12 protein-coding genes are annotated in these 12058 nt (G+C 70.6%); 5 read left to right on the top strand and 7 right to left on the bottom strand.

What is annotated here, in order from left to right; translation table 11 throughout:
* A complete protein-coding gene (locus tag ACZ63D_RS23160; protein WP_465356422.1) occupies positions 1-1584 on the top strand; it encodes a dipeptide ABC transporter ATP-binding protein in 1584 nt (527 codons plus the stop codon).
* Between the two features lie 2 nt (positions 1585-1586).
* On the opposite strand, the gene ACZ63D_RS23155 is transcribed toward ACZ63D_RS23160, so the two are convergent.
* On the bottom strand, positions 1587-2558 hold the full coding sequence (locus ACZ63D_RS23155; RefSeq protein WP_465356421.1) for a quinone oxidoreductase family protein: 972 nt from the start codon (positions 2556-2558) through the stop codon (positions 1587-1589).
* Between the two features lie 95 nt (positions 2559-2653).
* Between ACZ63D_RS23155 and ACZ63D_RS23150 the strand changes: the two genes are divergently transcribed.
* Both ACZ63D_RS23150 and ACZ63D_RS23145 read left to right on the top strand, forming a co-directional pair.
* Positions 2654-3676: an LLM class flavin-dependent oxidoreductase gene (locus tag ACZ63D_RS23150; protein WP_465356420.1), complete on the top strand. Its 1023-nt coding sequence runs from the start codon at positions 2654-2656 to the stop codon at positions 3674-3676.
* A 25-nt stretch (positions 3677-3701) separates the two neighbouring features.
* Positions 3702-4481 carry a nitroreductase/quinone reductase family protein gene (locus ACZ63D_RS23145; RefSeq protein WP_465356419.1) on the top strand — a complete coding sequence of 260 codons (780 nt, stop codon included), beginning with the start codon at positions 3702-3704 and terminating at the stop codon, positions 4479-4481.
* Here the strand turns inward: ACZ63D_RS23145 and ACZ63D_RS23140 are convergent.
* Positions 4478-5344: an aminoglycoside phosphotransferase family protein gene (locus ACZ63D_RS23140; RefSeq protein ID WP_465356418.1), complete on the bottom strand. Its 867-nt coding sequence runs from the start codon at positions 5342-5344 to the stop codon at positions 4478-4480. The two genes, ACZ63D_RS23145 and ACZ63D_RS23140, sit on opposite strands and share 4 nt — an antisense overlap.
* Before the next feature lie 137 nt (positions 5345-5481).
* On the opposite strand from ACZ63D_RS23140, the gene ACZ63D_RS23135 reads away from it, so the two are divergent.
* Both ACZ63D_RS23135 and ACZ63D_RS23130 read left to right on the top strand, forming a co-directional pair.
* On the top strand, positions 5482-6597 hold the full coding sequence (locus ACZ63D_RS23135; protein ID WP_465356417.1) for an LLM class flavin-dependent oxidoreductase: 1116 nt from the start codon (positions 5482-5484) through the stop codon (positions 6595-6597).
* A gap of 16 nt (positions 6598-6613) precedes the next feature.
* The gene (locus ACZ63D_RS23130; RefSeq protein WP_465356416.1) at positions 6614-7939 is read left to right on the top strand and encodes an NtaA/DmoA family FMN-dependent monooxygenase; all 1326 of its coding nucleotides are present in this window, start codon (positions 6614-6616) and stop codon (positions 7937-7939) included.
* Here ACZ63D_RS23130 and ACZ63D_RS23125 read toward each other — a convergent pair.
* The 5 genes from ACZ63D_RS23125 to ACZ63D_RS23105 are packed head-to-tail and all read right to left on the bottom strand — an operon-like array spanning position 7936 to position 12050.
* The gene (locus tag ACZ63D_RS23125) at positions 7936-8910 is read right to left on the bottom strand and encodes an amidohydrolase family protein (protein ID WP_465356415.1); all 975 of its coding nucleotides are present in this window, start codon (positions 8908-8910) and stop codon (positions 7936-7938) included. The two genes, ACZ63D_RS23130 and ACZ63D_RS23125, sit on opposite strands and share 4 nt — an antisense overlap.
* A gap of 2 nt (positions 8911-8912) precedes the next feature.
* Entirely contained in the window at positions 8913-9437 is a 525-nt protein-coding gene (locus tag ACZ63D_RS23120; RefSeq protein ID WP_037714010.1) for a 3-hydroxyanthranilate 3,4-dioxygenase, read from the bottom strand.
* On the bottom strand, positions 9434-9859 hold the full coding sequence (locus ACZ63D_RS23115; protein WP_244223372.1) for a RidA family protein: 426 nt from the start codon (positions 9857-9859) through the stop codon (positions 9434-9436). Before ACZ63D_RS23115 ends, ACZ63D_RS23120 begins: the two co-directional genes overlap by 4 nt.
* Before the next feature lie 2 nt (positions 9860-9861).
* A complete protein-coding gene (locus ACZ63D_RS23110) occupies positions 9862-10596 on the bottom strand; it encodes a 2-keto-4-pentenoate hydratase (protein WP_465356414.1) in 735 nt (244 codons plus the stop codon).
* On the bottom strand, positions 10593-12050 hold the full coding sequence (locus ACZ63D_RS23105) for a 2-hydroxymuconic semialdehyde dehydrogenase (RefSeq protein WP_465356413.1): 1458 nt from the start codon (positions 12048-12050) through the stop codon (positions 10593-10595). Before ACZ63D_RS23105 ends, ACZ63D_RS23110 begins: the two co-directional genes overlap by 4 nt.
* Positions 12051-12058 lie beyond the last annotated feature (8 nt).

Below are 12058 nucleotides of genomic sequence, written 5' to 3'. Positions count from 1 at the left end.
GTGCTGGAGATCAGCGAGCTGGCGGTCTCGTACCGCACCTCCGGCGGCGTGGTGCCCGCCGTGCGGGACGTGAGCCTGCGGGTCGGCGCGGGCGAGATCGTCGCCGTGGTCGGCGAGTCCGGCTCCGGGAAGAGCACCACCGCGCACGCCGCGATCGGACTGCTCCCCCGTGGCGGCCGGATTCACCGCGGACACATCGCGTTCGACGGCCGCGACCTGACCGCACTGTCCGAAAAGGACTGGAGGCGAATCCGCGGCACAGGGATCGCCCTCGTACCGCAGGATCCGACGGTGTCGCTCAATCCGGTCCGGCGGATCGGCGAGCAGGTGGCCGAAGTGCTGCTGATCCACCGCTTGGCCGCCCGCGACGAGGCCGCCGCCCGCGCCGTGGAACTGTTGCGGAGGGCTGGCGTCGACCGGCCCGAACTGCGGGCACGGCAGTATCCGCACGAGTTGTCCGGCGGGCTTCGGCAGCGGGTGCTGATCGCCATCGCGCTCGCGGGCGAACCGCGGCTGATCATCGCCGACGAGCCGACCAGTGCGCTCGACGTGACCGTGCAGAAGGAAATCCTCGACCATCTGGCGGAACTGGCCGCCGTCGATGGCACCGCGATTCTGCTGATCACGCACGACCTGGGCGTCGCCGCTGACCGGGCCGGGCGGATCGCCGTGCTTTCGGAGGGACGGCTGGTCGAGGAAGGCCCGGCGCGGGAACTGCTCGCCGCGCCGACGCAGGAGTACACGCGACGGCTTCTCGCCGCCGCGCCGAGCCTCAGCCGCGAACCGCTTCGGCCCCGCCGCGCGGAGGGTCCGGACGTCCTGCTGTCCGTGGAGTCGGTCTCGAAGACCTTCGCCTCGTCCCGCGCCGGTTCGGTGCGAGCCGTGGACGACGTGTCCTTCCGGCTCACTCGCGGCCGGACCCTGGCGCTGGTCGGCGAATCCGGCTCCGGCAAGACGACCACCGCACGCATGGCGGTCGGGCTGGAAACCCCGAGCGCGGGCACGGTCCGCTTCGACGGCCAGGACGTCACCCGTCTCCCGGCCGCCGAACTGCGCCGGCTGCGCCGCCGGTTCCAGCTCGTGTACCAGAACCCGTACGCCTCGCTGAACCCGCGGTTCTCCATCGCCGAGGTGATCGGCGAACCGCTGCGCGCGTTCCGGGTCGGCGGCCGGTCCGAACGCGTGGCCGAACTGGCGGACCAGGTCGCGCTGCCGTCGTCGGTGCTGCGCCGCAAGCCTGCCGAACTGTCCGGCGGGCAACGCCAGCGCGCGGCGATCGCTCGTGCGCTGGCGTTGCGGCCGGATCTCGTCGTGCTCGACGAGCCAGTGTCCGCTTTGGACGTTTCAGTGCAGGCGCAGATCCTCAAGCTGCTCGTGGAGCTGCAGGACGAGCTCGGCCTGACCTACCTGTTCATCACCCACGACCTGGCCGTGGTGCGGGAAATCGCCGACCAGGTCGGGGTGATGCGCCAAGGCGAGCTAGTCGAATTCGGCCCGGCCGACGACGTCCTGCTGCGGCCGCGCGAGCAGTACACCCGCGACCTGCTGGCCGCGATCCCCGGCGGCGAGCAGGTGCGCGCGTGAGGTCAGTTGGCGAGCACCAGCCGTCCGACGGCCTCGCCCGCGTCCATCCGGCGGTGCGCCTCGCGCGCGTCCGCCATCGGCAGGACCGTGACCGGCAGCCGGATCCGGCCGTCGGTGTACAGCGGCAGCACGGCGTCCGCCGCGGGACGAGCGGGCGCGGTGTCCGAGGACAGGAAGCCGCCCACGTTGAAGCCGACCACGCCGATGTTCTTGCCCCACACGGCGTTCGAGTCCACCAGCGGCGCGGTTTCGCTGCCCGCGCTGCCGACGACGAGCATCCGGCCCATCGGCGCGAGCAGGTCCAGCGACTCGATCCGCAGGTCGCCGCCCACCGGGTCGACGATGATCTCGAACCGCTCCTCGCTCAGCCCGCCGAGTTCCCCGGACAGCACGACGCGGTCGAAACCGAGTTGCTTCGCCGCCTCGACCTGCTCAGGACGCCGGACCGTGCCGACGACCTCGCGCGCGCCGAGCAGCCGCGCCACCTCCGGGTACACCGAGGCGAGGCCGCCGAGCGCGCCGTGCACGAGCACGCGCGCGTCCTTCGGCAGCCGCACCGCCTCAGTGAGCGAGAGGTAAGCCGTCACGGTGTTCGCCAGACCGGCCACCGCCTGCGCCCGCTCCACGCCGGTACCAGCGAGAGGCACGACGAGAGCGGCGGGCGCGAGCTTGACGTCGGCGTAACCGCCCATTCCGGGCAGCGTCAGCGTGACGACCTCGTCTCCGACCGAGAAGCCGCTGTCCGGTCCGGCCGCCCGGATCGTGCCCGCGACCTCCAGCCCCGGCACGAGCGGCGGCTTCGGCGCGTAGTCGTACTCGGCGAGCGTGCCGCGGCGGATCAGCGCGTCGATCAGCCCGACGGACGCGTGCGAGACCGTGATGGTCACTTCGCCCGGCCCCGGAACGGGTTCGGGCGCCTCGATCTCTTCGAGGGCTTCGGGACCGCCGTAGCGGGTGATGGACCAAGCGCGCATCGTGCGTACTCCCCAGTGTTCTGTGTCAGCGAGCCGGAACAACCTGCGCTCAGCCGTGGTTATTCCAGCCTAGTCGCCCTAAGGAAGGACCCGCCGTGCCGAGCGAAACGAACCCCCTGCGCAAACTGGGTTTCCTGACGATCGGCCTGTTCGACGGCGACGACCCGCGGCCGGGCCACGAATCGACGCTGCAGGTGCTCGAACTCGGCGAGCAGCTCGGGTTCGACAGCGCCTGGGTCCGCCACCGGCACCTGCAGTACGGCATCTCGTCGCCGGTCGCGGTGCTCGCCGCGGCAACCCAGCGCACCAGCCGGATCGAACTCGGCACCGCGGTGATCCCGCTCGGCTGGGAGAACCCGCTGCGGCTCGCCGAGGACCTGGCGACCGTCGACGTGCTGTCCGGCGGGCGGCTCAACCCGGGCGTCAGCGTCAGCCCGCCCGCGCACTACGAGGACGTGCGAGCCGCGCTGTACCCGGACACCGGCGACCGCGAAGACTTCGGCTACGACCGGGTGTCGCGGCTGTTGTCGCTGATCCGCGGCGAACGAGCGTCCACGTTCAGCGGGGTCGAAGGCATCGAGACGTTCTCCGACCGCGTGCAGCCGCATTCGCCCGGGCTGGCCGGCCGCCTCTGGTACGGCGGCGGGAGCACCCGGTCGGCGATCTGGACCGGGCAAGCCGGGATGAATTACCTGACCAGCAGCGTCGTGCGCGCCGAGGAAGGCTCGACGGATTTCGAGAAGATCCAGCTCTCGCACGTGCGGGCGTTCCGTGCGCACCACCCCGACGGTGCGCAGGCCCGGGTTTCGCAAGGCCTGGTCGTGATTCCGACCGACAGCGCCACCGCGGAGCAACGCGCGAAGTATGCGGATTACGCCGCGAAACGCCTGCCCCGCACGAAAACTCCGCAAGGCCCGGCCGGGTTGCTTTTCTCCCGCGATTACGTCGGCACCTCCGCGGAGATCGCCGAGCAGCTGTACCGGCACGCCGCGTTCCGCGAGATCGACGAGGTCGCCTTCGCGCTCCCGTTCACCTTCGAGCATGAGGATTACGTGCAGATCCTCACCGACCTCGCCACCCGGCTCGGCCCGGCGCTGGGGTGGAAATCGGCGTACTGACCGGCGCGGATGCTACCGTGGCGGAATGCCGGACTTCACGTCCACAGTGGACATCGCGCGTCCCGCCGGAGACCAGCGCGACGCACTGGCGTGGGCCCGGGCGGTCTGGGAGGAAGCTCCGGCTCCGCTGCGCGCTTTCCTGCGCACCGGGTGGCTCGCCCTCGGACTGACCGCTCGCCCGGCCCCGGATCGCGTGCTGGGCTGGAACATCGCTTCGGCGGAACCGGACCGGGTCGTGCTCGAAGCGCCGTCGCCGCTGATGACCACGCGCAACATCGTGCACCTCGACGAGCACCGGGTGCACTGGACCACCGAAGTCGGCTACGACCGGTTTCCCGCCCGCCAGCTCTGGGCACTGGCCGCGCCGATCCACGAACTGGTCATCCCGGCCCGCTTGCGGCAGGTCGCCGGTCAGGCGCGGCCCGGCGACCTCCAGCACCAGCTCGTCACGACGTTCCAGCGCAAGCTCGGCAACCCGGTGCTGTCGCGGCTCGCCGGCCAGACCCTGCTCGAAACCACCGGCCGCAGCTCGGGTCTCCCCCGGCGGACCCCGATCGGCGGACGGCGGACCGGGCAGGAATTCTGGCTGGTGTCCGAATTCGGCGAGCGGTCGCAGTACGTCCGCAACATCAAGGCCGACCCGCGCGTCCGGCTGCGCCTGCACGGCCGGTGGCTGCGCGGGACCGCGCACCTGCTGCCGGACGACGACGCCCGGGCGCGGCTGAAGTCGTTGCCGCGCTTGAACAGCGCCGCGGTCCAGGCGTTCGGCACCGATCTGCTGACGATCCGGATCGACCTGGACTAACTGTCCGACAACACGGCCTCGATCGTGCGCCGTGCGTTCGCCGCGAGCACCGGATTCGTCTCCCGGTAATACGGCAGCTGGATCACCGCGATCGAGAACGCCCAGCCCCGGCCGCGCTCCCAGGTCGCGTCGTCCACGTCGACCGCTTCGCGGAACACCTCCCGCTCAGCCGCCGCGAACGTGTTCCACGCCGGGATCACGTCCACCGCCGGATCGCCGATCCCCACCCCGGCGAAGTCCAGCACCGCGCTCAGCCCGCCGTCGTCGACCAGCACGTTCCCCGGCGATAGATCCGCGTGCAGCCACACCGGCTCCCCGCGCCACTCCGGTGCCGCGAGTGCCTTCTCCCAGGCCGCGACGTACACCGGATCACCGCCCAGCTGTGCGATCGCCTCCCGCGTCGGCGCGTCGCGAGTGCGCAGCGGACGGCCCCGGCTGATCTCCGGCGCACCGGAAATGTCCAGACCGCGCAACGCTTTTACGAACGCGCCCAAGTCCCGTGCCACCTGAGCGTCGCCGTAGTCCGGATTGACGCCGGGCAGCCAGCGCAGCACCGACCAGTCCCAGGCGAAACCCTCGCCCGGCTCTCCTTGGGCGAGCACTTCCGGCACTGCGACCGACAGCCGCGGCGCGAGCCAGCGCAACCAGCGCCGTTCACGGCCGATGTCGGCGGCTCCTCGTTCCAGCCGCGGCAGCCGGGCCACCAGCTCGTCGCCGAGCCGGAACATCGCGTTTTCCGTCCCCGACGAGGCGACCCGCGAAACCGCCAGCCCGGCCCACTGCGGAAACTGGGCCGCGACAAGCCGACGGACCAGGTCGGCACCGATTTCCGCTTCGTCCGCGTGCATCCGTTTCATCGGCATCGAGCAAACCGCGTCCACGCGACACCGGGCAACCGGTTTATTCCCGCTCCCGCCGACTGTCTCAGCCGATGGTTACTCCTCGCCTCCGCCCCGGTTTCCGCGCCACACTGCTGGCATCCACGGGGAAAGGACGCAGCATGACAGGGCTCACCGGACCACGGCTCGCCGTCGCGCTGGAAGGCGCCGGCTGGCATCCGGCGGCGTGGCGCGAACCGGACGCCCGCCCGGCCGACCTGCTGACCGCCGGATACTGGACCGGTCTGGTCCAGGAGGCCGAAGCCGCACACCTGGACTTCGTCACCTTCGAGGACTTCCTCTCCCTGCGCGATCCCGCCGAGCCGGCCGCCCGCGCCGACCGCGCGCAGACCCGGCTGGACGCCGTGCTGCTCGCCTCGCGGATCGCGCCGCTGACGTCGCACATCGGCCTGATCCCGACAGCCGTGGTCACCCACACGGAGCCGTTCCACTTGTCGAAGGCGATCGCGACGCTCGACTACGTCAGCACCGGCCGGGCGGGCGTCCGCGTGCAGGTTTCCGGAGGCGCGCAGGAGTTCCAGCACTTCGGCCGCCGCACGCCGCCGGAGGTGGCCGACCTTTTCGAGGAAGCCGCCGATTACGTCGAGGTGCTGCGCCGGCTGTGGGACAGCTGGGAGGACGACGCCGAGATCCGCGACGTCGCCACCGGCCGGTTCATCGACCGGGAAAAGCTGCACTACATCGACTTCGAGGGCCGCTGGTTCTCCGTCAAGGGCCCCTCCATCACGCCGCGTCCGCCGCAGGGCCAGCCGATCGTCGCCGCTCTGGCGCACGGCCCGGACGCCTACCGGCTCGTCGCCCGGCAGGCCGACGTCGTGTACGTGACGCCGGACGACCGCTCGCACGCGGCGTCGATCATCGCCGAAATCGGCGCTCCCGTTCAGGTTTTCGCCGACTTGGCGGTCTTCCTCGGCGAAACCGAGCAGGCCGCGGCCGAGCGCAAAGCCCGCCTGGACGACCGCGCCGAGTTCGTTTCCGACGCCCACGTCTTCACCGGCACCCCGGCGCAGCTGGCCGACCTCCTGCTCGACTGGCACGCCGCCGGCCTCACCGGGTTCCGGCTGCGCCCCGGCGCCCTGCCGCACGATCTGACCGCCATCACCCGCGCCCTGGTTCCCGAACTGCGCGACCGGGGCGCGTTCCGCACCGGATACGAGGCCTCGACCCTGCGCGGGCTGCTCGGCCTGCCGCGCCCGGCCAACCGCTACGCCGCCTGAATCCCGGGAGATTTCCATGACTGCCAAGCAAATCCACCTCGCCGCGCACTTCCCCGGGGTCAACAACACCACCGTGTGGAGCGATCCCGAAGCGGGCAGCCACATCGAATTCAGCTCGTTCGTCAAGCTGGCCCAGACCGCCGAACGCGCGAAATTCGACTTCTTCTTCCTCGCCGAAGGCCTGCGGCTGCGGGAGCAGAACGGCGAGATCTACGACCTCGACGTCGTCGGCCGCCCCGACACCTTCGCCGTGCTGTCCGCGCTCGCCGCCGTCACCGACCGCCTCGGCCTGGCCGGGACCATCAACTCCACCTTCAACGAACCCTTCGAGGTAGCGCGGCAATTCGCCTCCCTGGACCACCTTTCCGCCGGCCGGGCAGCGTGGAACGTCGTCACCTCCTGGGACGCCTTCACCGGCGAAAACTTCCGCCGCGGCGGCTTCCTGCCGCAAGACCAGCGCTACTCGCGCGCCGAAACCTTCCTGCGCACGGCGTGGGAACTCTTCGACTCCTGGCGCGGCGACGAACTCCTGGCGGACAAGGAATCCGGCCGTTTCCTCGCCGACCGCGGCGGCGATTTCGCCCACCACGACGACCATTTCGGCATCTCCGGCCGCTTCCCCGTCCCGCGCAGCCCGCAGGGCCGCCCGGTCACCATCCAAGCCGGAGACTCCGAAGAGGGCCGCGAATTCGCCGCCGCGACCGCCGACGCCATCTTCACCCGCCACGGCACCCTCGAAGCGGGCCAGGCCTTCTACTCCGACGTCAAGGGCCGCCTGGCGAAATACGGCCGCTCCCCGCACGAGCTGGTCATCCTCCCCGCCGCGACCTTCGTGCTGGGCGACACCGACGCCGAAGCGCACGAACTCGCCCACGAGGTCCGGTTGCAGCAGGTCAGCGAGCAGACCGCGATCAAGTTCCTCGAACAGCTCTGGAACACCGACCTCAGCGACCACGACCCGAACGGCCCGCTCCCGTCCTTCGACCCGGTGGTCGGCGACCTGATCTCGAAGGGCCGCGCGAGCGTCCGCATGCACCGCGACCCGATCGCGACCGCCAACGAATGGCGTCAGCTCGCCGAGGCGAAGCACCTGTCGAGCCGGGAGCTGATCATCGAGGTCACCGGACGGCAGAACTTCATCGGCTCCCCCGAGACGGTCGCGTCGACGATGAACGAACTCGTGCAGGCGGACGCGTCGGACGGCTTCATCCTGGTCCCGCACGTGACCCCGGGCGGACTGGACCGGTTCGCCGACGAGGTGGTGCCGAGGCTGCAGGAACGCGGGGTGTTCCGGGAGGACTACAGCGGGCCTACGCTGCGGGACCACCTCGGGTTGAACTAACCCAAGAACCGCAACGCATTCCCCCGCAACAGCAAATCCCGCGCAGCCTCGTCGAGAAACTCCGCCCGCCGCACCACCCCGCCAGCCGGACGCTCCCCCAGCGGATACGGATAATCACTCCCCACCATCACCTGCTCAGCGCCGAGAGTGTCGACCAGATTCCGCAACGCCGCCTCGGTGAACACCACCGAATCGACACTGAACCGCCCCACATACTCCGACGGCGGCAGCTCCGACGTGGCGATGATGTCGGCCCGCTGATGCCAAGCGTTCTCCAGCCGCCCCAGCCAGAACGCGAACGACCCGCCCCCGTGGGCGAAACAGATGCGCAAACTCGGCGGCACCCGGTCGAACACCCCGCCCAGGATCATCGCGATGATCGACAGATGCGTCTCCGCGGGCATCCCGGTCAGCCATCGCGCCATCCACCGGTCCAGCCGGGGCGCGAGCGGCATGTCCCACGGATGCACGAACACCGGCACCCCGAGCGACGCCGCGTGCTGCAGGAACGTCACCACCCCCGCGTCGTCGAGGTCGCGGTCGCCGACGTGGTTGCCGATCTCCACGCCCCGGTGCCCGGCCGCGACGGCGCGGTCCAGTTCGCGGCAGGCGGCGTCGGTGTCCTGCAGCGGAACCTGGCAGAACGGGATCAGCCGGCCGGGCGCGGGCGCGCAGATCTCCAGCGCGAGATCGTTGAAGACCCGCGCGATCTTCTCGCCCTGGCCCGGGCTCGTGTCGTAGCCGAAGAACACCGGCGTCGGCGAGACGACCTGCGCCTCGACGCCGTCGGCGTCCATGTCGCGCAGCCGGACGGACGCGTCCCAGCAGTCGGACCGGATCCGGCGGAACTCGTCCGAGCCGACCATGATCATGGCCTCGCGTTCGGTTTCCGCGCGCAGCCACGGCATTCCCTCGCCGAGGTCGGGCCAGCCGTGCGGGACGAAATGGCTGTGGACGTCGATCGCGCGCACGCTCAGCCCTTCCCCGGGTGCAGCGTCCCGCAGGCGCCGCAGGTCCGGGCTTCCTCGGACGAGTAGAACTGCTCGAACACCGGCGGCAGGTCGTCCACGATGTCCCGCACCTGCAGCTCGACCTCGTGCACCTTCGCGTCGCACTCCAGGCAGAACCACACGAACTTCTCGAGTGTCCCTTCCTCCCGGATGCGCTCGATCACGATCCCGATCGAACCCTCCTGCGGACGCTGCGGCGAATGGTGCACGTTGCGCGGCAGCATCCACATCTCGCCCTCGCGGATGTCGACCCGCTGCGGGCCGTCCTCGGTCATGAGGTTGACGTGCATGTCGCCCTTGTACTGGTAGAACCACTCCTCGTACGGGTCGAGGTGGTAGTCGGTGCGCTGGTTCGGCCCGCCGACGACCTGCACGATGAAATCTCCCATCGGGGCCCACATCTGCTTGTTGTTGACCGGTGGCTTCAGCTCGTCCTCGTGGTCGGCGATCCACTGGGCGAAGTCGAACACGGGCGGGATGGCGGTCATCGTTCCTCCTTGCCGGGGATCCGGGCGATCGCCTGGATCTCGATGAGCAGATGCGGATGCGGCAGCTGGTGCACCGCGACGGTCGTGCGCGCCGGGCCGGTCTCGTCGAAGAATTCGCCGTAGACCTCGTTGTAGCCGCCGAAATCGTTCATGTTGACCAGGAACACGGTCAGCTGCGCGAGGTCCTCGAGCCCGGCTCCGGCCGCGGCCAGGATGTCGCGGATGTTCTCGAGCACCGCGCGGGTCTGCGCGCGGATGTCCAAAGTGGTCACCCCGAACTCGTCGGCCTCCGCGCCGGCGAAGGTGTTGTCCGGCCGCCTGCTGCTGGTGCCGGAGACGAACACCAGGTCCCCGACCACCTTGACGTGCGGGAACCGCCCGCGCGGCGTCGCCTTTCCGGCGACGACATGGGCTTGCGCCACGCTCATCCCTCCTTCGTCCGAACGGAAACCGACCCCAGCCCGGCGACCCGGGCCTCGACGTGCGTTCCCCCTTTCACCGCGACCGCAGCGGTCGCCGCCCCGGCCAGGAGCACCGACCCGTCGAGCAGGCGGTGTCCGTAAGCGGCGGCCATCCGCTGTGCCGCGGGAAGGGCGCGCAGGGGATCGCCGAGGATGTCGGCGGTCGAGCCGGTCGCCACGATCTCGCCGTCGAAAAGCAGCTCCACGGCCAGTGCGGCCACCTCATCGATCGGCCTCCACGGTCCGACGACGAAGGCCGACGCCGAGGTGTTGTCGGCGACGACATCGGCCAGGCTGAACCGGAAATCGCGGTACCGGCTGTCGATGATCTCCAGCGCGGGCGCGACGGCGACTGGCTCCGCGTCCGGCCCGAGCCGGAACGCGACCTCGGGTTCGACCCGCGGATGCACGCCGCGGCCGACGTCGAACGTCCCGCCGTCCTCGATCCGCATGCGATCGGTCAGCGAGCCGACGATGACGTCGGAGACGCCCATCTGCTCGGCCTTCGCCTTGCTCGTGAAGCCCAGCTTGACCCCGGCCAGCCGTTCCCCGCGCCGTTCGCGCAGCGCGATTCCGGCGTGCTGCACGGCGTACGCAGTCTCCAGGCTCATCGGCTCGTCGCTGGTGAGCTGCGGAATCGACTGTCCGGCGGCGGTCGCCTGGTCCAGCAGCTCGGCGCGTTCCTCGACGGTCGTCACAGCTGCACGCACACATTCGTCGGCTGGGTGTAGAAGTGCATCGAGTGCAGGCCGCCCTCGCGGCCGATGCCGGAAAGCCCGACGCCGCCGAACGGCGACCGGAGATCGCGCAGGTACCAGGTGTTGACCCAGGCCATCCCGACCCGCATCTGGTGCGCGACGCGGTGGCCTCGCTCCAGGTCCGTGGTCCACACCGCCGCGGCGAGGCCGTAGTCGGTGTCGTTCGCCAGCCGGACGGCCTCGTCCTCGGTGTCGAACGGGATCAGGGCCGCGACTGGTCCGAAGACCTCCTCCCGCACGACTCGCGCGGAATTGTCCAGGCCGGTCCACAGGGTCGGTTCGATCCACGATCCGCCCGCGAGTTCCGGCCCGAGGTCCGGGACCGAGCCGCCGGCGAGCACGGTCGCCCCTTCGGCCACCGCTAGGTCCAAATAGGACTGGACTTTCTTCCGGTGCTGCTGGGAGATCAACGGCCCCGTCGTGGTGCCAGGCGCATCCGGCCGGCCCAGCCGCAAGGCCGCCGCCCGTTCGGCGAGCCCGTTCGCGACCGCGTCGAAGACGGACCGCTCGACATAGACCCGCTCCGTGCACAGGCATACCTGACCGGTGTTCAGGAAAACCGACCGGGCGAGCCCGTCGAGGGTCTTCTCGAGGTCGCAGTCCGCGAACACCACCGCCGCGTTTTTTCCGCCCAGCTCGAAGGAAACCGGCCGGACCGACGGCGCGACCGCGCGCATGATCGCCGAACCGGTGCCGGATTCGCCGGTGAAGGTCACGCCGTCGATGCCGCGGTGCGTCGTGAGGTACTCCCCGGCGGAGTCCGGCCCGAAGCCGTGAACGACGTTATACACCCCGACCGGCGCGCCCGCCTCCGCGATCACCTCGGCGAGCAGAGTCGCTGTCGACGGCGTCTCTTCCGACGGTTTGACCACCACCGCGTTGCCGCAGGCGAGCGCGGGCGCCACCTTCCAGGTGAGCAGCAGCAACGGCAGGTTCCACGGCACGATCACCGCGACCACGCCCAGCGGCTTGGGCACTGCGTAGTTCAGCGCCTTCCGGCCGTTCGGCAGATCGGTCAGGAAGGAGTCGAGACCGGCCGACGCGACCGTGTCGGCGAAGGACCGGAAGTTCGCCGCGGCCCGCGCGACGTCCAGGTCGCGAGCCAGGTGCTCCGGCTTCCCGGTGTCGCGGACCTCGGCGGCGACGAAATCCTCGAAGCGTTCCTCGATCCGGTCGGCGATCCGGCGCAGCAAGGCGGTCCGCTCCGCCACCGAAGCACGTCCCCACGGCCCGTCCAGTACCGCGCGCGCAGCGGCGACCGCGGCGTCGACCACGTCCGGCCCGGCCTCGTGAACGTGCGCGACGAGCGACCCGTCGACCGGGTCGAACTTCTCGAAGGTGCGCCGCCCGGCGACCCGGGTCCCGCCGACGACGTTGTGGAGTTCCGCAGCCATGAACCTGA

Source organism: Amycolatopsis sp. NPDC104775, assembly GCF_055583325.1.
The sequence above is the reverse complement of the archived record's forward strand: the minus strand, read 5'-3'. Positions and strand labels throughout refer to the sequence as shown.

Excerpts from the sequence above, each read along its gene's own strand:
- ACZ63D_RS23155 (WP_465356421.1), bottom strand. The coding sequence starts at position 2,558 with ATGCGCGCTTGGTCCATCACCCGCTACGGCGGTCCCGAAGCCCTCGAA.
- ACZ63D_RS23130 (WP_465356416.1), top strand. The coding sequence starts at position 6,614 with ATGACTGCCAAGCAAATCCACCTCGCCGCGCACTTCCCCGGGGTCAAC.
- ACZ63D_RS23145 (WP_465356419.1), top strand. The coding sequence starts at position 3,702 with ATGCCGGACTTCACGTCCACAGTGGACATCGCGCGTCCCGCCGGAGAC.
- ACZ63D_RS23105 (WP_465356413.1), bottom strand. The coding sequence starts at position 12,050 with ATGGCTGCGGAACTCCACAACGTCGTCGGCGGGACCCGGGTCGCCGGG.
- ACZ63D_RS23120 (WP_037714010.1), bottom strand. The coding sequence starts at position 9,437 with ATGACCGCCATCCCGCCCGTGTTCGACTTCGCCCAGTGGATCGCCGAC.
- ACZ63D_RS23140 (WP_465356418.1), bottom strand. The coding sequence starts at position 5,344 with ATGCCGATGAAACGGATGCACGCGGACGAAGCGGAAATCGGTGCCGAC.
- ACZ63D_RS23135 (WP_465356417.1), top strand. The coding sequence starts at position 5,482 with ATGACAGGGCTCACCGGACCACGGCTCGCCGTCGCGCTGGAAGGCGCC.